The 21,762-nt window shown below is 64.6% G+C and carries 17 protein-coding genes; 6 read left to right on the top strand and 11 right to left on the bottom strand.

The annotated features are described in order from the left end of the window. Positions 1-185: 185 nt before the first annotated feature. The 7 genes from ACQCVD_RS11745 to sucB form a co-directional block, all read right to left on the bottom strand. Positions 186-968 carry a DUF4191 domain-containing protein gene (locus ACQCVD_RS11745; protein WP_426823950.1) on the bottom strand — a complete coding sequence of 261 codons (783 nt, stop codon included), beginning with the start codon at positions 966-968 and terminating at the stop codon, positions 186-188. Between the two features lie 88 nt (positions 969-1,056). Next, on the bottom strand, positions 1,057-2,103 hold the full coding sequence (gene lipA, locus ACQCVD_RS11750) for a lipoyl synthase (protein WP_426823951.1): 1,047 nt from the start codon (positions 2,101-2,103) through the stop codon (positions 1,057-1,059). Between the two features lie 92 nt (positions 2,104-2,195). Continuing rightward, positions 2,196-2,963, bottom strand: a complete 768-nt coding sequence (lipB, locus tag ACQCVD_RS11755; RefSeq protein ID WP_426823952.1) for a lipoyl(octanoyl) transferase LipB — start codon at positions 2,961-2,963, stop codon at positions 2,196-2,198. 383 nt (positions 2,964-3,346) lie between these two features. Continuing rightward, on the bottom strand, positions 3,347-3,739 hold the full coding sequence (gene gcvH / locus ACQCVD_RS11760; RefSeq protein WP_426823953.1) for a glycine cleavage system protein GcvH: 393 nt from the start codon (positions 3,737-3,739) through the stop codon (positions 3,347-3,349). 89 nt (positions 3,740-3,828) lie between these two features. Next, positions 3,829-4,941 carry a glycine cleavage system aminomethyltransferase GcvT gene (gene gcvT, locus ACQCVD_RS11765; RefSeq protein ID WP_426823954.1) on the bottom strand — a complete coding sequence of 371 codons (1,113 nt, stop codon included), beginning with the start codon at positions 4,939-4,941 and terminating at the stop codon, positions 3,829-3,831. Between the two features lie 25 nt (positions 4,942-4,966). Then, on the bottom strand, positions 4,967-7,846 hold the full coding sequence (gene gcvP, locus ACQCVD_RS11770; protein WP_426823955.1) for an aminomethyl-transferring glycine dehydrogenase: 2,880 nt from the start codon (positions 7,844-7,846) through the stop codon (positions 4,967-4,969). Positions 7,847-8,119: 273 nt separating this feature from the next. Further along, entirely contained in the window at positions 8,120-10,231 is a 2,112-nt protein-coding gene (gene sucB, locus ACQCVD_RS11775) for a 2-oxoglutarate dehydrogenase, E2 component, dihydrolipoamide succinyltransferase (RefSeq protein ID WP_426823956.1), read from the bottom strand. 127 nt (positions 10,232-10,358) lie between these two features. Between sucB and ACQCVD_RS11780 the strand changes: the two genes are divergently transcribed. Continuing rightward, positions 10,359-10,751 (top strand): oxidoreductase, encoded by a 393-nt coding sequence (locus ACQCVD_RS11780; RefSeq protein ID WP_426823957.1) that lies wholly within the window; start codon positions 10,359-10,361, stop codon positions 10,749-10,751. A 30-nt stretch (positions 10,752-10,781) separates the two neighbouring features. On the opposite strand, the gene ACQCVD_RS11785 is transcribed toward ACQCVD_RS11780, so the two are convergent. Then, positions 10,782-12,293, bottom strand: a complete 1,512-nt coding sequence (locus ACQCVD_RS11785; protein ID WP_426823958.1) for a leucyl aminopeptidase — start codon at positions 12,291-12,293, stop codon at positions 10,782-10,784. 140 nt (positions 12,294-12,433) lie between these two features. On the opposite strand from ACQCVD_RS11785, the gene ACQCVD_RS11790 reads away from it, so the two are divergent. Next, positions 12,434-13,537, top strand: coding sequence for a branched-chain amino acid aminotransferase (locus ACQCVD_RS11790; protein WP_426823959.1), 1,104 nt, complete (start codon positions 12,434-12,436; stop codon positions 13,535-13,537). 85 nt (positions 13,538-13,622) lie between these two features. On the opposite strand, the gene ACQCVD_RS11795 is transcribed toward ACQCVD_RS11790, so the two are convergent. Both ACQCVD_RS11795 and ACQCVD_RS11800 read right to left on the bottom strand, forming a co-directional pair. Continuing rightward, positions 13,623-14,648: a nicotinate-nucleotide--dimethylbenzimidazole phosphoribosyltransferase gene (locus tag ACQCVD_RS11795; protein WP_426823960.1), complete on the bottom strand. Its 1,026-nt coding sequence runs from the start codon at positions 14,646-14,648 to the stop codon at positions 13,623-13,625. A 142-nt stretch (positions 14,649-14,790) separates the two neighbouring features. Then, positions 14,791-15,513: a DUF3043 domain-containing protein gene (locus tag ACQCVD_RS11800; protein ID WP_426823961.1), complete on the bottom strand. Its 723-nt coding sequence runs from the start codon at positions 15,511-15,513 to the stop codon at positions 14,791-14,793. A 232-nt stretch (positions 15,514-15,745) separates the two neighbouring features. Here ACQCVD_RS11800 and ACQCVD_RS11805 point away from each other — a divergent pair, with 232 nt between their 5' ends. After that, entirely contained in the window at positions 15,746-16,090 is a 345-nt protein-coding gene (locus ACQCVD_RS11805; RefSeq protein WP_426823962.1) for a HesB/IscA family protein, read from the top strand. A 132-nt stretch (positions 16,091-16,222) separates the two neighbouring features. On the opposite strand, the gene asnB is transcribed toward ACQCVD_RS11805, so the two are convergent. Continuing rightward, positions 16,223-18,145: an asparagine synthase (glutamine-hydrolyzing) gene (gene asnB, locus ACQCVD_RS11810; RefSeq protein ID WP_426823963.1), complete on the bottom strand. Its 1,923-nt coding sequence runs from the start codon at positions 18,143-18,145 to the stop codon at positions 16,223-16,225. A gap of 399 nt (positions 18,146-18,544) precedes the next feature. On the opposite strand from asnB, the gene ACQCVD_RS11815 reads away from it, so the two are divergent. The 3 genes from ACQCVD_RS11815 (at position 18,545) to ACQCVD_RS11825 (ending at position 21,737) form a co-directional block, all read left to right on the top strand. Further along, positions 18,545-19,633 (top strand): cytochrome c oxidase subunit II, encoded by a 1,089-nt coding sequence (locus ACQCVD_RS11815; RefSeq protein WP_426823964.1) that lies wholly within the window; start codon positions 18,545-18,547, stop codon positions 19,631-19,633. A 23-nt stretch (positions 19,634-19,656) separates the two neighbouring features. Next, entirely contained in the window at positions 19,657-20,088 is a 432-nt protein-coding gene (locus ACQCVD_RS11820; RefSeq protein WP_426823965.1) for a cytochrome c oxidase subunit 4, read from the top strand. A gap of 1,034 nt (positions 20,089-21,122) precedes the next feature. Then, positions 21,123-21,737: a cytochrome c oxidase subunit 3 gene (locus tag ACQCVD_RS11825; RefSeq protein WP_426823966.1), complete on the top strand. Its 615-nt coding sequence runs from the start codon at positions 21,123-21,125 to the stop codon at positions 21,735-21,737. Positions 21,738-21,762: the final 25 nt, after the last annotated feature.

Here is a 21,762-nt window from a genome sequence, read left to right on the forward strand (position 1 = left end):
GGGGAGCACCGTTTTTTTTAACACCCTTCTCCGGGGGCTGATCGGGTGGCGGAGAACCGGGCCCCGGCCGCATTCACGCCCGCGCACGCCACGACGCCCCGTCCCGCAGAACGGGGACGGGGCGTCGATCAGCTGGGTGGTGCGGTGCGAAGCCCGGCGTGGCGGCGCCGGCGCAGGGGGACGGCCTACTTCTTCTTGCGTTCGGCCGCCCGACGGGCGCGACGGTTCATGCCCGACATGCTGGCACCCTTGGGTATCGGACCCTTGGGCAGAGCAGTGCCGGCGGAGCTGCCGCCCACGTTGTCCATCGCCTCGATCTTGGCGGCCACGCCGCCGACCTCGTTCTTCTTGTAGTTGCGGGGCAGCTTGACCAGCTCGCGCTGCAGGCTGCGCAGCGGAACCTGGCCCTCGCCGTCCCCGATGATCATCTCGTAGACGGGGACACCGCCAGCAATGCGGTTCAGGCGCTTCTTCTGCTGGCTGAGCATCGGCCGCAGGCGGTGCATCTCACCCTCACCGATGAGCACCACGCCAGGGGCGCCGATGACCCGGTGCACGGCATCCATCTGGGTGGTTGCCGCGATCGTCGTCTTCTTGTGCCAGACCGTGCCGGGGGAGTTACGCAGGTTCTCCACCGCCCAGCCGGCGGACCCCGCCTGCTCGGAGGCACGGTCGTACATCGAATTCTCCAACCGGCGGGTGAAGATGAACATCGCCAGCAGGAAACCCAGGACGAGGCCGATGGGCAGCATCCACCACTGGCCACCCCAGATCAGCCCGATGAAGAAGAACAGGGCACCCACCCCGACGATGGCCAGCACCATGTAGGGGATGAGCTTCTTGTCCTGCTTGCGCTGGAGGTTGAACGCCTGCCAGAGCTGTTTCCAGGTCTGGGTGCGCTGCGCCCGCTTCTGCTTGCGTGCCGCCTTCTTCTCGGCCTTCTCGGCCTGCTTCTTCGCATCTGCCATGACCTACACATTAGGCGATGGTTAACCGGAACACAGCAATGGGGCGGTGCCGCTGACGTCAGCGGCACCGCCCCGGAAAACGGAGGGATCAGCGGGTGGAGCTGACCGGGGTGTCCCGGGAGGGACCGTACTTGTCCAGCAGGGTGGAGGCCTCCTGGGCGGTGGCCCCCTGGGAGGTCTGCTTCAGATGCTGAAGATTCTCCGGGACCTCCAGACCACGGGCGGCCATCGCCTCGGTGTAGAGGCGACCGGCACGGTAGGAGGAACGGACCAACGGTCCGGACATGACGGCCCCGAAACCGAGCTCCTTGGCGTAATCGGAGTGCTCGACGAACTCCTCCGGCTTCACCCAGCGCTCGATGGGGTGGTACAGCGGCCCGGGGCGCAGGTACTGGGTGATCGTGATGATGTCGGTGCCGGCGTCGTGGAGATCGCGCAGTGCGGACTGGATCTCCTCCGGGGTCTCACCCATACCGAGGATCAGGTTGGACTTGGTGATGAGACCGAAGTCGCGGGCCTGCCGGATGACGTCTAGGGAACGGTCGTAGCGGAATGCCGGGCGAATGCGCTTGAAGATGCGCGGCACCGTCTCGACGTTGTGCGCGAAGACCTCCGGGCGGGACTCAAACACCTGCTGCAGCAGGTCCGGCTTACCGGAGAAGTCCGGCACCAGGTTCTCTACGCCGGTGTGCGGATTGAGCTCGTGGATCTGCCGGACTACCTCGGCATAGAGCCAGGCGCCCTCATCCTCAAGGTCATCGCGGGTGACACCGGTGATCGTTGAGTAGTTCAGGCCCATCTCACGGACGTTCTCGGCGACACGGCGCGGCTCATCCACGTCCAGCGGTTCCGGCTTCGCGGAGTTGATCTGGCAGAAGTCACAGCGGCGGGAGCAGTTCGCCCCACCGATCAGGAAGGTCGCCTCGCGCGACTCCCAGCACTCATGGATGTTGGGGCAACCGGCCTCCTGGCACACGGTGTGCAGGGAGGCACCGGAGACGCGCTCCTTCATGTCCTGGTATTCCGGACCGGTCTTCACCGAGTTCCTGATCCAGCGGGGTTTCTTCTCGATCGGCGTCTGCGAATTCCTCGCCTCGATGCGGAGAAGCTTGCGTCCTTCAGTCGTCGTAGTCACGGGGTTCAGCCTACCTTCTAAAAATAGAGTGGTCTAACAGGTATTCAGGCGATCGCCGCAGGACAGCGACCAGGAATAAAGCCGGTGGGAAATCAGTTGTGCTGTGCTAATTTACGCCCGAGGCCCTTGGTGGGATCAGGAGCCGAACCGAAGGTGTGGTCCGCCACCTGCAGCCGCCCGGCGAGGGCGTCGTCGAGGTCGCTGAGGAACGGATCGGTCATCTCGGCGACGCTCACCTCACGGCCGAGCTCACGGCTCAACGTGGTCACCCCCGCATCCGAGATGCCGCACGGGACGATGTGCCCGTAGTAGTCGAGAGTGTTGGAGCAGTTCAAGGCGATCCCGTGCATCGTCACGCCCCGGGTGATCCGGATCCCCAGAGCCGCCACTTTGCTGTCCGCCCAGCCGTCGTGGGCGGGAACCCAGACCCCGGAACGACCGTCGATGCGGCCGGCAGCCGTGACGCCGGTCTGGCGGACAACCTGGATCAGGGCTTCTTCCAGCCGACGCACATAGTCGACGACGTCCACCGGTTCCGCCAGTTTGAGGATCGGGTAGACCACGAGCTGACCGGGGCCGTGCCAGGTGATCCGACCACCACGGTCGACGTCGATGACCGGCAGGCCGTTGGTCGGCAGGTCCTCCGGCTGAGTGCGTTTTCCGGCGGTGTAGACGCTGGGGTGTTCGAGGACCAGAACCTGGTCGCCGATTTCCCCGCGGGCGCGTTGCGCGGCGATCTCGGCCTGGAGCTGCCATGCCTCCTGGTATCCGTATTCGCCGAGATGCCGGATCTCGAGCGGCGCACTGGAGGCGCGAATGGATCTGTCTGCTGGAAAGAAGGGGTCACGTGGTGCGGTCATGGTGTATTTCACCGTACTCGTCGCCACCGGGACGCGGCACCGGGTGTGCGTACGGGTGCAGAGCGGGACACCCGCATGGAAGACCGGCGGTGGTCCTCCGGGTCGCGGCGGAGGCGGGAAGCTGTGTGGCGCACGGCTGTCCCACTGACCGGAAACCTGTGAGTTTCCTCGTGGGAGGCAGCTGCGGTGGCCGCAGCTGAACCCGGGCATGGAGCGCATCTCAATTCCAACTGGATTTCCCGGTAGCCATGGAAGCCCCGGCGGTCCCGGAGGCCCCACCACCTACGACCGACCGCAGCACAAGATCCGGAAAATGCGTGCTGCCCCGTCTCAGCAGACGGGGCAGCACGCTATGGCCCTGGTTCAGAGGGCCCGAGACGGGATTACTCCACGCCGTTCGCCTTGGCGTACTCATCGGCAGTCATCAGCGGGCCAGTCTCAGACACCTCGACCTGGAAGAGCCACCCCTCGCCGAAAGGATCATTGTTGATCACGTCGTAGTCGTCGTGCACGGCTTCGTTGACGGCGGTGACGGTGCCACTGACCGGCGAGTAGAGGTCGGAGACCGACTTGGTGGACTCGACCTCACCACAGGTCTCGGAGTGGGTCACGGTGTCGCCGACCTCGGGCAGTTCGGCGAAGACGACCTCACCGAGCCGGTCGGTGGCCACGGAGGTGATACCGACCTTGACGGTGGTGCCTTCGGCGGCGTCAGCAGCGGCGTCGATCCACTCGTGGTCCTCGGAGTAGGAGTAATTCTCGGGCAGGGATGCCATGGCGTTGTCAGCCTTCCTGGTCTGGGAATATCGTCGATCAATGAGTGTAGCGCGGGGTGCCGCCCCACATGCGGTTATGGCTGGTGGAACTAGTTGTCCCGCTCGTAGAACGGCGGCTTGACCACCGTGAAGGGGTAGCGCTTGCCACGGATGTCTACCTCGAGCTCAGTGCCCGGTTCGGCCTGGTCGCGGTCGAGGTAGGCCAGCGCGATGGGGTATCCGAGGGTGGGGGAGGGCTGACCAGAGGTGATCTCGCCGACCTCGTTGCCCTCGGCGTCGTAGAGCTTGGCTCCGGCACGGGCTGCGCGCCGTCCCTCGGAGGTCAACCCGCGCCGCAACCGGGTGGGCTTCTCCTGCGCCTCGATGGCCGCCTTGCCGACAAAGTCCTCCTTCTCTTTGCCGATCAGGCCGCCCATGCCCGCATCCCGGGGGGTCAGCTCAGTGGACAGCTCATTGCCGTAGAGGGGCATGCCGGCCTCTAGGCGCAGCGAGTCCCGCGCGGCGAGGCCGCAGGGAAGCAGACCCTGCCCGGCGCCGGCGTCGAGGAGCTTGTTCCAGAGCCCCGTGGCGTCGATGTTGGGGAGGTAGAGCTCGAAGCCGTCCTCACCGGTGTAGCCGGTGCGCGCCACCAGGGCGTCGACGCCCGCGACCGTGGCCATCACGGCGGAGTAGTACTTCGCGTCGCGGACATCGTTCTTGTCCTCCTCATCAACCAGGGGCAGCAGAATGTCCAGTGACTTCGGCCCCTGGATGGCGATCAGAGCGGTAGCGGTTGATTCATCGCCGACCACGACGTCGAAGCCCTCGGCGCGCTCCTGCAGTGCCTGAAGGACGGTGGCGGTGTTGCCTGCATTCGGCACCACCAGAAACTCGTTTTCACCGAGCCGGTAGCTGATCAGGTCGTCGAGGATACCGCCCTGTTCATTGACGATCATCGAGTACTTCGCGCGGCCCACGGCCAGCGTCGACAGCTGCGAGATCAGCGCGTAATCCAGGAAGGCGCCGGCGTCTCTTCCGGTGACCCGGACCTCGCCCATGTGGGACAGGTCGAACAGACCGGCGGCGCTACGCACGGCGCGGTGCTCATCAAGTTCGGAGGCGTATTTCAGGGGCATGTTCCAGGGGCCGAAGGCGGTGAAGCTGGCACCCAGGTTCTCGTGTTCGGTGTGTAGCGGGGATTCCCGCAGGGTGTGCTGAGTCATGTGGATTCTCCTCGGGATGCGGGAACTACTCGGAATCTTCCTCGTCGAGGTCGAAGGCCTCCGGCGGCGGGCAGGAGCAGACCAGGTTGCGGTCGCCGTAGGCCTCGTCCAGTCGGCGCACCGGCGGGAAGTACTTGTTGCGGCGCAGCTCGGGCACCGGGAAGGCGGCCTTCTCCCGGCTGAAGTCGTACTCCCAGTTGTCGCGGGAGACACTGAAGGAAGTGTAGGGCGCGTGCTTGATCACCGAGTCTTCGTAGGCGATGTCGCCGTCGATGATCTCCTGGATTTCAGCGCGGATGGTGCGCAGAGCCGCGATGAAGCGGTCCAGCTCGGCCAGGTCCTCGGATTCCGTGGGCTCGACCATCAGGGTCCCGGCCACCGGGAAAGCGAGGGTGGGGGCGTGGAACCCGAAGTCGATGAGCCGCTTGGCGACGTCCGCGGCAGTCACCCCGGACTGCTTGGTCAGCTCGCGCAGATCCAGGATGCACTCGTGGGCGACCAGGTCGTTCTTGCCGCTGTAGAGGATCGGGAAGGAGTCCCGCAGCTGGCGGGCGAGATAGTTCGCACCCAGGATCGCATGGGCGGTGGCCTGCGCCAGGCCGGCCGCACCGGTCATCGCGATATAGGCCCAGGAAATCGGCAACACACCCGCGGATCCCTGGGCGGTGTTGGTGATGGGCACCCCGCCGCCTTCAGGGGCGGGTGCGTCCGGTTCAGCCTGGGTGGGGTCGGTGGGCAGGAAGGGCACCAGGTGCTCGGCCACCCCGATCGGCCCGACGCCCGGTCCGCCGCCACCGTGGGGGATGGTGAAGGTCTTGTGCAGGTTCAGGTGGGAGACGTCGCCCCCGAACTTGCCCGGCTGTGCCAGCCCGGTCAGCGCATTCATGTTGGCGCCGTCGATGTAGACCTGGCCGCCAGCGTCGTGCACCTTCTGGCACACGGTGCGCACGGTGTCCTCGAAGACACCGTGGGTGGACGGATAGGTGATCATGATCGCGGCGACGTTCTTGCCGTGCTTCTCCAGCTTCGCGTCCAGATCGTCCAGGTCGATCGAACCATCCTCGGCGGTGGCGACCACGACGACGCGCAGGTTGGCCAGCGTGGCGGAGGCGGCATTTGTGCCGTGGGCCGAGGCCGGCACCACGCAGATGTCGCGCTCGTAGTCGCCGTTGGCCACATGGTATCGACGGATGGCTAGCAGACCGGCCAATTCTCCCTGGGATCCGGCGTTGGGCTGGACGGACACCTTTGCGTAACCGGTCAGTTCGGCGAGCCAGTTCTCCAGCTCGGTGATCAGCTCGCGCCAACCGGTGGTCTGGGACTCCGGGGCGTAGGGGTGGATGTTGGCGAAACCGGGCCAGGTGATGGCCTCCATGCCGGCGGTCGGGTTCAGCTTCATGGTGCAGGAACCCAGCGGGATCATCGTCCGGTCCAGGGCCAGATCCTTGTCACCCAGCTTGCGCAGGTAACGCATCATCTGCGACTCGGAGTGGATCTCGTTGAAGATCGGGTGGCTCAGCGGCAGTTCCTCGCGCTGCAGCGACTCCGGAATCGTGGCACCGGCGGTGCCCGTGGTCACCTCCGTCGCGCCGAAGGCCGCAGCCAGGTGCTCCACGTCGGTGGCGATGGCGGACTCACCAAAGGAGACCGAAACCTTGTCGGCGCCGATCGGGCGGACCAGGTAGCCGGCCTCAGCCAGGTTGGCGGTGATCTCCCGGGCCTTGCCGGCGGTGGTGACCGTGACGGTGTCGAAGAAGGTCTCGTGGGCCAACTCAACCTCTGACAGGCCGGAGATGGTGGCGGCGAAGTCGGAGGCCAGGCCGTGGACGTGATCGGCGATCTGCTTCAGTCCCTGCGGGCCGTGGTAGACGGCGTACATGGAGGCGGTCACCGCCAACAGAGCCTGGGCGGTGCAGATGTTGGAGGTCGCCCGCTCACGGCGGATGTGCTGTTCCCGGGTCTGCAGTGCCAGACGGTACGCGGGGTAGCCCTCGGCGTCGACGGAGACACCGACCAGTCGGCCGGGCATCTGCCGCTTGAGCTTGTCGGTCACCGCGATGTAGGCGGCGTGCGGGCCACCGAAGAACATCGGTACGCCGAACCGCTGGGAGGAACCGACGGCGATGTCGGCTCCCAGCTCTCCCGGGGAGGTGAGCAACAGCAGCGACAGCGGGTCGGTGACGACGGTTGCCAGGCCGCCACGGGTGTGAATGTCTTCGATGATCGCGCGGGGGTCGCTGATGTCGCCCTCTGTGCCCGGGTAGGCGATGACGACACCGACCAGGTCTTCGCCCACGAGGTCGCCGCTCAGTTCCGTGATCTCAACTTCGAGATCAATGGCCCGGGCACGCTCGGCGGCGACGGCCAGCACCTGCGGGTGAAGTCGGGCGTCGAGAACCACGCGCCGGCCCTTCTTGTTCGTCCGCGACATGAGGCCGACGGCCTCGGCGACGGCAGAGGCCTCGTCGAGCAACGAGGCGTTGGCGACCGGCAGGCCGGTCAGCTCGCTCACCATCGTCTGGAAGTTGAGTAGTGCCTCCAGGCGGCCCTGCGAGATCTCCGGCTGGTAGGGCGTGTAGGCGGTGTACCAGCCGGCGTCCTCCACCACGCCCCGGCGGATGACCGGCGGAGTGATGGTGTCGGAGAAACCCTGCCCGTAGAAGGATTTGAGCACGACATTCTTGTCGGCGTAGGAGCGCAGTTTCGCCTGGGCGTCGAACTCGCTGAGGGCGGGATCGAGCTGCATCGGTTCCTCGGAACGGATATCGGCGGGTAGGGCTGCGTCCACCAGTTCGTCCATGGAGGAGTAGCCGACCTTGTCGAGCATCACCTGCTGCTCGGAGGCATTGGGCCCGAGGTGGCGGGCCAGATAGGATGCGGGATCATTCACCGGGGTCAGGGACATGCGGCTCAGTAACTCCTTCAGGGTACGAAATAACGTATTCACCGGTCAGTATAAGGTGCCGACCGGACACGTCCCGGCACATCCCGTCGCGTCCCCGGAATACCTGCTTCTCCACCGTTGGCGAGATTGTCCCGCAGCGATCTGACCTGCCCAATCCAGAAATGCCCCGGCGCAGCTGGCAATGAGAAACCGCCGTTCCTCCCCCGGGTAGGGGAGGAACGGCGGTTGCCGTGCTGCGGGGTGGGCGAAGCCGGCCAGCGCAGCTACCGGAGCCTAGAGCGCCAGGTCCGCGTCGAAGTCAGCGGTTTCCAGACGGTCCTTGATGGTGGTGACGAAACGGCCTGCGTCGGCACCGTCGACCACCTGGTGATCGTAGGTGAAGGGCAGGTAGGCCATCTGGCGGATGGCGATCGAATCGACGCCCTCGTCGGTGACAACGACCGGACGCTTTTCGATGGCGGCGGTGCCCAGGATGCCGGCCTGCGGCGGGGTGAGCACCGGGGTATCGAGCAGTGCTCCCTCCGAACCGATGTTGGTCACCGTGAAGGTGCCGCCGGACAGGTCGTCAGGACGCAGCTTCTTGTTGCGGGCCCGGTCGGCCAGGTCCACGATTTCCTTGGCGATCTCCGGCAGGGTCAGCTCCTGCGCCTTCTTGATCACCGGGACGAGCAGACCCTGCGGGGTGTCCACGGCGATGCCGATGTTGACGTCCGCGTGGTAGGTCATCTCCTTGGTCTCGGCGTTGTAGGACGCGTTGACGTTCGGGTGGGAGACCAGGGCCTCGGCGACAGCCTTGACGATGAAGACCAGGTAGGTCGGGTTGGCTCCGTACTTGTCCTGGAAGGCCTGCTTGTTCGCCTTGCGCAGCTCCGCGACCCGGGTCATGTCGACCTCCTGGACGTGGGTCAGCTGCGCAGTGGTCTGCAGAGACTCGACCATCTTGGCGGCGGTGATCTCGCGGATGCGGTTGACCTTCTGGGTCGTACCGATCAGCTCGGCCTTGGCCGGGTCCACGGACTTGGTGGACCAGTTGGCGCGCTCACCCTTCGGGGCGGCCTTCTCATCCTGGCCGGCGGCGGCCTCGCCACCCTCAGCGGCAGCCAGGACATCCTGCTTGCGGATACGGCCGCCGATACCGGAACCGGTCACGGTGTTGAGATCGACACCGTGCTTCTCGGCCAGCTTGCGCACCAGCGGAGTGACGTAGGGGACGTCGCCGGAAGTGGCGGACTCCTTCGCGGACTCCTTCTTCGGCTCATCCTTCTTCTTCGGCGCAGCCTTCTCGGCCTTCGGCTCCTCCTTCTTGGCCTCTACCTTGGGCTCCTCCTTCGGGGCCTCTTCCTTCTTCTTTTCCTGCTTGGGCTCGTCCTTGGGGGTGTCGGAGGAGGCCGCCGCGGCATCGCCGATGCGGGCGATGATCTCGCCGACGTCGACGGTGTCGTCCTCATTGGCCAGGGTTTCGATCAGGGTGCCGGCGACGGGGGAGGGGATCTCGGTGTCGACCTTGTCGGTGGAGACCTCGAGTAGCGGTTCGTCGACCTCGACGGTGTCGCCGACCTGCTTCAGCCACTGGGTGATCGTGCCCTCAGTGACGGATTCGCCCAGTTCGGGCATCTCGACGTCGGTGGCCTCACCGGAAGCGGCGCTGCCGGAGTCATGGGCGGCCTCGTCGACCGTCTCGTTCTCGGCCTTGGACTCAGCCTCCTCGGTGGCGGCCTCAGAAGGAACCTCGCGCTCCTCTTCCTGCTTGGGCTCGTCCTTGGGGGCGTCGGAGGAGGCCGCCGCGGCATCGCCGATGCGGGCGATGATCTCGCCGACGTCGACGGTGTCGTCCTCATTGGCCAGGGTTTCGATCAGGGTGCCGGCGACGGGGGAGGGGATCTCGGTGTCGACCTTGTCGGTGGAGACCTCGAGTAGCGGTTCGTCGACCTCGACGGTGTCGCCGACCTGCTTCAGCCACTGGGTGATCGTGCCCTCAGTGACGGATTCGCCCAGTTCGGGCATCTCGACGTCGGTGGCCTCACCGGAAGCGGCGGAGGACGAGGAGCCCTCGGCCTTCGGCTCCTCCTTGGGGCCCTCTTCCTGCTTCTCCCCCTGGGAGGAGCCCTCATCGGAGGAGGAATCGTCGTCACCGGACGGGGCCTCGTCCTTGTCGCCGATCACGGCGATGACTTCGCCGACGTCGACGGTGTCGTCCTCATCTGCCTTGATTTCGAGGAGCACGCCCGCGGTGGGGGAAGGGATCTCGGTGTCGACCTTGTCGGTGGAGACCTCGAGTAGCGGTTCGTCGACCTCGACGGTGTCACCGACCTGCTTCAGCCACTGGGTGATCGTGCCCTCAGTGACGGATTCGCCCAGTTCGGGCATCTCTACGGAGAACGCCATTATGTAAGACTCCTCGAAATTCGTGTCGTAAATCGAATGCTAATAGTCCTCAGCGTACCGGTTCGCCTGAGAGTATGTGACCCGGAGGTGACCTAACTGAACCAGTGAGGCTCTACAATTGTAAGGCGTGTTCAACCTTTTCGGCCGTAAGAAGCCCAAGTCCAACCTGCGCCCGCCCCGGGCGCCCGGTGAGACGATCAGATCTGAGGACCGGGATGCTCTCAGGAACTGGGTCCAGGGACGGGGATTTGTGGAGGCCTACGTCGAACCGGAGACGCTGATCAATGAGATGTCGGTGGTGCTGGTCGATGAGCACGGCGAGTTTCTGCGCCGCCGGATCGGCGGACCGAAGGGCATCGATGCAGTCGGCAAACTCCTGGACTGTCCGGTCTATGACGTGGAGGAGACCGGTTACCCCCAACGGATGCGCGCCCGCCTTGAGCGGGACCGGATCATGCGGAAACGGGAGGAGCAGAAAGCTCGCCGCGCCAGATTCGAGCGCGGCGAGCTACCGGATTGACAGGGGGTGGGACCCGGGGTGCCGGGAGGGCTAGTTCTTCTCCTCCGCGATCTCCCGCAGCACCTCGATGAAGGTGCGCACCGGAACCCCGGTCGCCCGCTTGGGGGTGTACCCGCTGACCGAACCGTTGTTGAAGGACGGCCCCGCGATGTCGACGTGGGCCCACTCGATGCCTTCATCGACGAAACGGGAGAGGTAGAGCGCGGCGTAGAGCATTCCGCCGTTGCGGGAGTTGGGCGAGTTGCGGATGTCCGCGACCGGAGACTTCAACTCCTCATCCTGCTCCTCGAGCAGCGGCATCGCCCAGGCGCTCTCACCGACCCGGCGGCCGGTCTCGGCGACACGATCCCGGAAATCATCCGAGCCCATCACGCCGGAGGTCTTGGCGCCGAGGGCGACCATCTGGGCACCGGTGAGGGTGGCTACCTCCAACAGGTACTCCGGCTTGTCCTCGCTGGCGCGGGCCAGGGCGTCAGCCAGGACGACGCGGCCTTCGGCGTCAGTGTTGATGATCTCCGAGGTCCGTCCCCCGTAATGGGTGATCACGTCACCGGGTCGGGTGGCCGAACCACTGGGCATGTTCTCCGCCAGGGGCAGGGTGGCGGTCACCTTGACGGGCAGATTCAGCCGGGCGGCCGCCAACACGGTGGCGACCATCGCGGCGGAACCACCCATGTCGGAGATCATGTCCTCCATCTTGGACGCCGGCTTCAGGGAAATACCTCCGGTGTCGAATGTGATGCCCTTACCCACCAGCCCGACGGATTTCCTGGCCTTGCGGGGAGCCCAGGTCAGGCGCACCAGGCGGGGCGGCCGGGCCGAGCCCCGGCCGACGGCGAGGAGGCCGCCGAAGCCCTGCTTTTCGAGTGCCTTCTCATCGAGCACCTCGACGTCGACTCCGTGCGGCTTTGCCTCGGCGCTGATGATCGCGGCGTAGGACTCGGGGTAGAGGTGGGAGGAAGGGGTGTTGACCAGGTCCCGGGCCAGCAGTACCGACTCCGCGGCGATCTGGGCGGCGACGAAGATGTCCTTGTCGGTCTTCGGGTCACCGACGAACGCGACCTTCCTGACGGGCTGCTTGGACGCCGGGGTGTCCTCGCTACGGATGCCGGTGTAAGAGTAGGCGCCCAGGGCAATGCCCTCGACGGCGGCGGCCAAGCCGAACGCCCCCAAAGTGGTGGCGACGGTGTCCAGCCCCGCGAGGGCACGAGCGGCGGAACCGGCGGCACGACGCAGGGACTCCTCGTCCAGCTCATCGGAATCGCCCAGGCCGACGGCGATGACCGAGTCGGCAGCTGCACCGCTGGTGCCGGGGACGCGGACGATCTCCCCGTGGGCTCCGGTCGCTCCGACCGCCACCAGCTGGCGTAGGACGGCGACGATCTCGGCGTCATCACCCAGTAGTCCACTGGCGGCCAATTCGGGGCCGTCTTCCCCCTGGAACACAGGGACCAACAGGGCGTCGGTGTTCTTCGGCAGCTTCTTCACCAGCTCAAGCTCAGGTGCGCGGCCGCGGGACGGGAGTAAGAATTTTTCACTCACCGGTTAAATACCTCCAACTAATCCGGATATGGCAGGAAACTCCCCGCCAGCTTAACCACAACAGCGGACGGCGGGATGCGGGCTGGTCAGACCGGGACTGAAGGTGAGGAGAGAAATCGCCGGGTGTAAATTCAAAGGGTATGACGTCCCTGAACTTCGCCGTGAACAAGAACGACACCCCGACGTCACCCGATCGCCTGAAGGACATCCTTGCCAACCCGCAGTTCGGCAAGAACTTCACCGACCACATGGTGACGATTGACTGGACCGAGGAAGCCGGCTGGCACAACGCCCAGGTGCAGCCTTACGCTCCGCTCTCCATGGATCCGGCAACGACCGTATTCCACTACGGTCAAGCGATTTTCGAGGGGCTGAAAGCCTACCGGCAGCCGGACGGGGCCATCGCCACCTTCCGTCCGGAGCAGAACGCCGAGCGCATGCAGCGCTCCGCCCGCCGGATGGCGATGCCGGAGCTTCCCGTCACGGATTTCATCGAAGCCATCCGTCTGCTGGTCGACATCGACCGCGCGTGGGTTCCGGCAGCTGGGGGAGAAGCCGCGCTCTACATCCGCCCCTTCATGATCTCCACCGAGGTCTCCCTGGGCGTCAGCCCGGCGGACGCCTACCGTTTCATCGTCATCGCCTCCCCCTCCGGCGCCTACTTCACCGGTGGCGTCAAACCGGTCAGCGTCTGGCTCAGCGAGGATTATGTGCGCGCCTCTCCGGGTGGCACCGGTGACGCCAAATTCGCCGGCAACTACGCGGCCTCCCTGCTGGCCCAGAAGCAAGCCGCAGAAAAGGGCTGCGACCAGGTCGTTTGGTTGGACGCGATCGAGCGCCGCTACATCGAGGAGATGGGCGGCATGAACCTCTTCTTCGTCTACGGCGAGGGGGCCGATGCCGAGGTGATCACTCCTGCGCTCTCCGGTTCGTTGCTGCCGGGCATCACCCGCGACTCCCTGCTCCAGGTGGCCCGCGATCTGGGATACCGGACCGGAGAGCGGCGGATCAGCACCACCGAATGGCAGGCGGACGCCACCAGCGGTGCGATGACGGAGGCATTCGCCTGCGGCACCGCCGCCGTCATCACGCCGGTCGGTTCCGTGCTGTCCAACCAGGGAAGCTTCGAGGTCAACGGCAACGAACCCGGTGAGATCACGATGCGGCTGCGCGAGACCCTCACCGGCATCCAGCGCGGAACGGTCGACGATCAGCACGGCTGGATGCATACCCTGGTCAACTGACTCCCCGTGAGTTGGATCGTTAATGCCCCGATTCCCGATTACCCGGGAACCGGGGCATTACCCGTGGCGGGGACAGCGGTACGCGTTAACTCCCCGGGGCTATCTCAGCGGTGTCCCGGAGCAGGTCCACCGCGGCACCGAGAACCGGTAGGACGGCGAGCGCCCCGGCGCCGGAGCCGAGCGTGACCCCGAGGTCGATGAGCGGCTCGAGTCCCAGGTCCCGCAGCGCGCAGTGGTGGACCGGGGTCGGCCGCTGCTGAGCGGCGCGGAACCAGAGCCGGGCACCCGGTGCCAGGCGGTCCGCTACAAGGGCTGCGGCTGCGGTGACCGGGTCGTCGAGAAGCACCGGGGTCCGGCGGACCGCGGCCTGTGCACAGAATCCGACCAGCCCGGCGATGTCGGGGGAGCCGATGGCCTGCAACACCGTCAGCGGTTGATCGATGCTGGTACGCACGCGAAACATCGCGTCCCGGATCACGGCCACACGGTGCTTCCAGATTTCGGTACCGAGATCATAGCCGGGCCCGACCACTGCGACCGGTTCCGTCCGGGTCAGGGCGCCGACGATAGCCGCAGCCACCATCTCCCCGCCAACGCCGAGACTGCCCGGAAGCAGGATGTCCGCACCGGAGTCGACCTCCTGGTCCGCGATGCGCTTGCCGACGATCAGGGCGCGTTCCAGTTCTTCAGCGGTCAGGGTGTCTGCCACGTCCATGCTGGGGGAGGAGCGCCTGATCCGGTCCTCACCCGGGGCCTCGTGGTCCAGTGACACATCGATCACCCGCACTGAGGCACCCGAGGTCCGGGCCAGGGCGTTGATCGGTCCCACTCCTTCTTCGAGGTCGTGCGCGAGGCGCACCGATTCCGCGGGATCAGCCGCGACGACACCCCGGGCAGCGACCCCGTGATCACCGGCGAAGACGATCAGACGTGCCCGCTGCAGGGTAGGGGGGACGGTGTCACCGCGGCACGCTGCGTACCAGGTGGCCAGTTCCCCGAGCCGGCCCACTGAGCCGTGCCGGGCAGCCAATTGCCCCAATTGCTCGGCAGCCGCGGCCTGCGCGGCGGCGTCAGGCTCACTGACTGGGGAGAACAGGGCTGCCGGATCCATGGGAATGCCTCCTGGGGGACGGGGAAACTATCAACTCCCCAAGAATAGTCCGCACATGAAAAACCCGCCCCGGGTGCCCGGCGACCAGAGGACGTCGAGGCTGAAGGGGGCGGGAATTTCCGGACCCTGGGAACTCTGGAAACTACGCCCCGATGTTGGCGCCCAGCTCCACCTGGGGCTTCGGCGTGCGCCAGCGACGCGGCTGGGTCACCCGGGAATAGGCGTAGAAGCCCATGGTGAATCCGCCCAGGGTGGTGTCCGGGAACTTCTTGCGCGTGGCCTTGGCGGCCCGGCGGCCGAGTAGCACACCCTCGATGGCGAAGACCACGATCAGGACCATGGCGAGCATCGAGACCAGGTTGGCGAACTCAGGTGCCCAGTTCCCGATCAGGAGGACCACCAGGAGCACCAGGGCAGCCGGCATCACGGCATTGTTGATGAACCTGCGGGAGTCCGCCCAGTCGCGGATGAACCGGCGTTCACGGCCCTGGTCCCGGGGCAGGAGGTACTTTTCCTCACCGCTGTCCATGCGGGCCTGCGCCTCCCGCTGCTGGCGCCGGGTCTCCTCGCGTTCCTTCTTCTTGTGCTGCTTCCATTCCTCCTTGGACATGGAGGCCTTGAGCTCCTTACGGCGCGCACGGATGCCCTGCGGAGACTGCCCGGGGCTCGAGGCACGGATGACGCCGCGTTCGATCTCCACCTCGCGGCGCTTCGGCGTGGGACGACCCTTGGGCGGGGTATAACCCTTGCGCTGCGGTTCTGCCTCGGTTTCGGGCATCTGAGCGCTGTCGAGCTCGTTCCCTGCCTCGGCGGCCGGGGCCTCAGCTGCGGTGTTGTCATCGGATTTCTGCCAGGGGAGTTTCACACTTCTTAGGCTACAAGCCCCAGTTCGGAAACGGGAATAAGGGTAGCTGTCGAGTTGTTGCACAGGTTATGGACCGCAGTATCGGCCGCCTGCCGCAGGTGGCCGTCGTGGTTCCCCTCCCGCAGATCGCGGAGTAGGGTGGGGCAACAGAGCATGAGCTTCCCTTCGATCGCAGGGTCATGGAAGTTTCTGGCGTTAAGAGAAGTTTTTAGGAAGGCAAGGAGATCACATCATGACCGCTCCCTCCACCAGTACCGGAGTCGTTCTCTCGGAGACGGCGGCCGCGAAGGCCAAGAGCCTGCTCGACCAGGAAGGCCGGGACGACCTCTCGCTGCGCATCGCCGTGCAGCCAGGCGGCTGCGCCGGTCTCCGCTACCAGCTGTACTTCGATGACCGCGAACTGGACGGCGATAAGTCCGATGTCATCGGCGGAATTCGTCTGGTAGTGGACAAGATGAGCGTGCCATACCTCGCCGGGGCGAAGATCGATTTCTCGGACACCATCGAGTCGCAGGGTTTCACCATCGACAATCCCAACGCCGGCGGCTCCTGCGCCTGCGGTGATTCCTTCAACTAAGTAGTCCCGTCCGGGCGAAGGCCCCGATACCCTGGTGTGGGTGTCGGGGCCTTCGTGCTGCCGGAACTCATACGGGCTCCTGCTGATGCCGCGGGGCAGCGCTCCCGCGGCGCGTGGAGCCGGGCCGGGAACCTACAGTTCGACCGGGTAGTCCCGCTGCTCGATCCGGGGGTCGATGCGCTTTTCCACGAAAATGCCGTGCCAGACCATGAAAGCCAACACCGTCCACAGCCGGCGGGAGTGATCGGACACCCCGTCGCGGTGCTCCTTCAGCATCTCGAGCACGGCTTTCTTGTTGAAGATGTCGTCGGTCTGGGAAGCGTTGATCTGATCCTGTGCCCAGCCGAAGAGCTCGTCACCGGCGAGCCAGTGGCGCATCGGCACCGGAAATCCGAGTTTCTTGCGGTGCAGCACATGCGGCGGAACGATCTGTTCCAGTGCCTTCCGCAGGGCGTACTTCGTGGTGCCGTTCGCGATCTTCAGGTCATGCGGGATGGTCTCCGCGACGCGGAACACCTCCTTGTCCAGGAAGGGCACGCGCAGTTCGAGGGAGTTGGCCATGTTGATCTTGTCAGCCTTGACCAGAATGTCACCGCGCATCCAGGTGAACAGATCCAGGTGCTGCATCCGCGCCACGGGATCCATGTGGGTGGAGCGGGCGTAGATCGGGGCCGTAACCTCGCGGTGGTCCCACTCGCGCCTGGCCCAGGGCAGCACCCGTTGCATCTGCTCGAAATTGAAGGACCGCGCGTTGCCGTAGTAGCGCTCCTCCATGGTCTGGGTTCCGCGGTCCAGCAGCGACTTTCCCTTCATTCCCTCCGGCAGCGACTTGCCGAGTGCCCGCAGTCCCTTTCTGAGAGGGGAGGGGATTTTCTCAAAGGGCGCCAGGGACAGCGGCTCCTTGTAGATGGTGTATCCCCCGAAGAGTTCGTCAGCTCCCTCGCCGGAGAGCACCACCTTGACGTGTTTCCGGGCTTCGGCCGCGACAAAGTAGAGCGGCACGAGAGAGGGGTCGGCGACCGGGTCGTCCAGGTACCACATGATTTTCGGGATGGCGTCGGCGTACTCCTCGGGGGAGACCACCTTGACGATGTGCTCCACCCCGATGGCTTCGGCCGATTCCGCCGCGACATCGACCTCGGAATAACCCTCGCGCTCGAAACCGGTGGTGAAGGTCAGCAGGTTCGGGTTGTGACGTTTGGCCAGGGCCGCGATCGCGGTGGAATCGATGCCACCGGAGAGAAACGAGCCGACGGTGACGTCGGCGCGCATGTGCTTTTCGACGCTGTCCTCCAGCGCGGCGGCGATGCGGTCGAAGAGTTCCTGCTCACTTCCCTTCGCCACCGGCTGAACATTGAACTGCGGTGCGAAGTAGCGCTTCTGCTCCAGGACGCCGCCCGGCTCCAGCCAGGCGGTGCAGCCGGACTCCAACCGACGGATGCCGGCGTGCAGGCTCTCCGGCTCCGGGACGTACTGCAGATCGACGTAGTGCTCAATAGCCCGCCGATCAAGGCCCAGTCCTAGACCAATCTCCTCAGCCATCTCCAGGATCGTCTTCTTCTCAGAACTGAACACAGTGCCGGCGTCCGTGGTGGCGTAGAACAGCGGCTTGATGCCGAACTGGTCCCGGGCCAGGAAGAGACGGCGTGCTTCGGTGTCCCAGATGGCGAAACCGAACATGCCCCGCAGGTGTTGCACCACCTCTTCGCCCCAGTGGTGGAAGCCGACGACGATGGTCTCGGAATCTCCTGAGGTGCGGAACTCGTGACCGGCGGCCTGGAGCTCCTTCCGGAGTTCCAGGTAGTTGTAGATCTCACCGTTGAACGTCAGGGCGTAGCGGTCCGGGTTCTCCGGGGGACCCCAGCGCAGGGGCTGGTGGGAATGTTCCAGGTCGATGATCGATAGCCGGTTGAAGCCGAACACCGCGTCCGCATCGTGCCAGGAACCGGCCTCATCGGGGCCACGGTGACGCATGCACGGCAGGGCCCTTTCCACGGCACCGACGTACGATGCCGCATCCTCATTGGTTGACAGCATGCCAAGAAGCCCGCACATGGTCTCGGTGGTCCTCCTCATTATTCACGGACAGGATTTCTGCTCACTACACGATACGGGGCAACGCCACCGTGGAGTAACCGGCCACGCGGTAACCCGACGGGAAGGGTGACGTCGCCGTCTCAGCCGCCCAAGTGCGGCCACCCATGGGGGAGGTCAAACGGGTTCAATCCTTCGGATGATGGCGTGTAATTCACATCACGCCCCGGGTGGGGGTCTCATTCGCCAGAAAACCCCGCTGGCTGTAACATCCTCAGTGCTTTATAAGGCACTGGTTCGCTGTTCACTGACGAAACGGGAAGGCCCAGCATGGATTCACTCCGGCGATCGGCTATCCTTCCTAGTTAGGACAGGACCATCGTGTTCTAAGAAATAGTGTGGACAGGAAGGCAGACACACGTGGATCAGCGAAAGAAGCGCGGTTTCGGGCGTAAGGCATCGCTCGCCGGCGTTATCGGCCTGGCAGGTGCCGCCATGGCGGCATGTGACGTTGCCCCGCCGGACAATGCATTCTTCAATTTCCTCCGCATGGGTTGGCCGGAGGGCATCACCCCGGAAGCGACTGCCATGGGCAACTTCTGGGTGTGGGTCTGGGTGGCGGCCTGGATCATCGGAATCATCATGTGGGGGATCTTCCTCTACGCCATCTTCGGTAAGTGGAACGCCAAAAAGGCTGAGAAGCGCGGGGACGGTGAATTCCCGAAGCAGCTGCAGTACAACGTTCCCCTTGAGCTGGTCCTGACGATTGTCCCGATTCTGATCGTCATGGTGATCTTCTTCTTCACCGTTCAGACTCAGGAGAAGGTCGTCGCACTCGACAAGAACCCTGAGGTTGAGGTCGACGTCACGGCCTTCCAGTGGAACTGGAAGTTCGGCTACGCGAATATCGACGGTTCGCTGACTTCTGACGGTCAGGACTATGTGGGTGTGGATGAGGAGCGCCAGGCCCAGGCCGACGCTTCCGCCGAAAACCCGAGCGGCGATAACCCCATTCACGGGCGCTCCAAGTCCGATATGTCCTACCTCAACTACAACGAGATCGAGACGCTGGGCACCACCGACGAGATTCCGGTTCTGGTTCTGCCGTCGCAGACCCCGATTCAGTTCAACCTGGCTTCCGGCGACGTCGCCCACTCGTTCTGGGTTCCGGAGTTCCTCTTTAAGCGTGACGCGTTCGCGCACCCGGAGACCAACCAGCAGCAGCGTTCCTTCCAGGTTGAGGCGATTGAGGAGGAGGGCGCCTTCGTCGGCCGTTGTGCTGAGATGTGCGGTACCTACCACGCCATGATGAACTTCGAACTCCGCGTCGTTTCCCCGGAGGCGTTCACGGACTACCTCGAGTACCGTCAGGCGAACCCGGAAGCCCCGAACTCACAGGCTCTCGAAGCCATCGGTGAGGACCCGTACGCAGTGACCACTCACCCGTTCAACTCGGAGCGCGCAACGCCGAACGGCGCCAACAGCTTCGATCCGAACGAGCAGGTTTAAAGATCTAGGAGTAAGGCAACACCATGAACGCAAGTGCCAAGATCATGTACGCCCTCTCAGCTTTCATGCTGGTGATCGCCCTAGTTTATATCTTCGGCACCACCTTCATGGAAGACGAGGCATACCTCGTCGGCTCGGAGTGGGCCGGAATCGTCGGGTTGGTTCTCGGCTTCGGCCTGACCATCTTCCTAGGCGTCTACCTGCACTTCACCGCCAGCCGCAGCGATATCCTCCCCGAAGACTGGGAAGAGGCTGAGGTCGAGGACAAGGCTGGCGTCCTGGGCTTCTTCAGCCCCGGCTCCCTCTGGCCGGCCGCAATGTCAGGTGCAATCCTGCTCCTGGCACTGGGCATCGCCCTGTGGCTCTACTGGCTGATGGCTCTCGGCGCGGTTCTGCTGATTCTCGCCTGCACCGGGCTGAACCTGCAGTACGGCCAGCCGAAGGAAGCACACTAGACCTGCCGGCTTAAAACGGAGGTACGCTGAAAACCGGGATTCCCCGAACATCATGTTCGGGGAATCCCGGTTTCCGCATGTGGGGGAGTGGCACGCGGAACTGGGAAGCCGCGTGCAAATGACAGTTACGGAGTACCGGCTCGGCCGTTCCCGGACGGCTCTGGAGAATCAGGGGAGGGGCGTGATTGTGCGCGCCAGCTCGCCGAGGGGTAGTGCCTTTTGCCGTGTGGGCCGTCCGCTCGATGGAGGAGGCGGTAACCCGCCTAATTCGGTTCAGCCCAGGAATTGTCGCATGTATCTCCCTGGGAACCTGTGGCCGCTGGGAGACTCCGGGGGAAGGAAGACAGTCGGCCGTCGACTGCCTGCGGCGCAGAGAGTGCTTCCTGTCCGGTCAAGGCCGGTTCCTGGTCCTTTCGCTCCGTCCGGATTGGCGGGCCGGTCCAGAGCGACCGGATCCCGGTAAACGTCGTTGGGCAACGTGAACGCTCCGGGGTCGGTGCCACGGGCCGCCGTAACAGGGGAGCAGGGGGCGGTCGTGAGGTCTATGATCCCCCGCCCGTCCTGCGGAGCCCGTTTGCGGCCCGGGGCCTGAGGGGGCCGTTGTGCACCCTCTCGGCACCGGATGCGAAGCGGTGTGGTCCGGGCCAGGGTCTCGTGGGCGCATGGAGAACAACGATGGCGCTGAGTCGGAAACCACTGACAGGGGTCAACCGAAAGTTGGTCTGCGCGGAAGTGAACGAAAAAGTGGCTGTGATTTGGATAACTACGTCGCGGCCGCCGAATATTACATCCCCTCCGAGTGTTGGGGTAAGCTGCGGGAGAACCTATTTCGGCTTTTCGGGGGCCTCTCAGGGGCGGGGTGGTGACCTGCGGAAACAGCGGGTCGGATGGGGCCGTGGAAAAGTTCCCGGGTTTCCAGAAAATTTTCGGAACTTTCAGATTGGCACCAAAACCGCAGGTGAAGTCTGAGTCTTGTCCCCCGTGGCGGGGGAATCAAAGTGACTTACGCTCAGTAAACCGTCATACTGGTAGGCGTGACGAGCGCAGTTTCAAACCAAGGTATGGCAGCACCACAACGTGTTGCGGCACTGAACCGGCCAAACATGGTCAGTGTCGGCACCATTGTGTTCCTGTCTCAGGAATTGATGTTCTTCGCCGGACTGTTCGCGATGTACTTCACGTCGCGGGCCAATGGTCAGTCGGGAGACTGGGCGGAACAGACCGCCAATCTGAACGTGATCTATGGCGCCGTCATTACGGCTGTCCTGATCACGTCTTCCGTGACCTCGCAGTTCGGCGTCTTTGCGGCTGAAAGGGGTGACGTTTTCAAGCTGCGGCGGTGGTACCTCGTGACCATCGCTCTCGGCGTGATCTTCCTGGGTCTCGTCGCATTCGAGTACTACGAGATGATCCACCAGGGTGTGACCATTCAGTCCAGCGTGTTCGGATCGGTGTTCTACATCATCACCGGTTTCCACATGGCTCACGTGACTGCCGGCATCATCGCCTTCATCGTGGTACTGCTGCGAGTCGGTAAGGCCAAGTTCACGCCCGCACAGGCGGCGGCTGCGATGGTGACCTCCTACTACTGGCACTTCGTGGACGTCATCTGGATCGGCGTCTTCACCATTATCTACCTCATTCAGTAGGCCGTAGATCGCCGAGCTGGCTCGG

It is taken from the genome of Corynebacterium halotolerans (genome assembly GCF_050107895.1).
GTDB lineage: Bacteria > Actinomycetota > Actinomycetes > Mycobacteriales > Mycobacteriaceae > Corynebacterium > Corynebacterium halotolerans_B.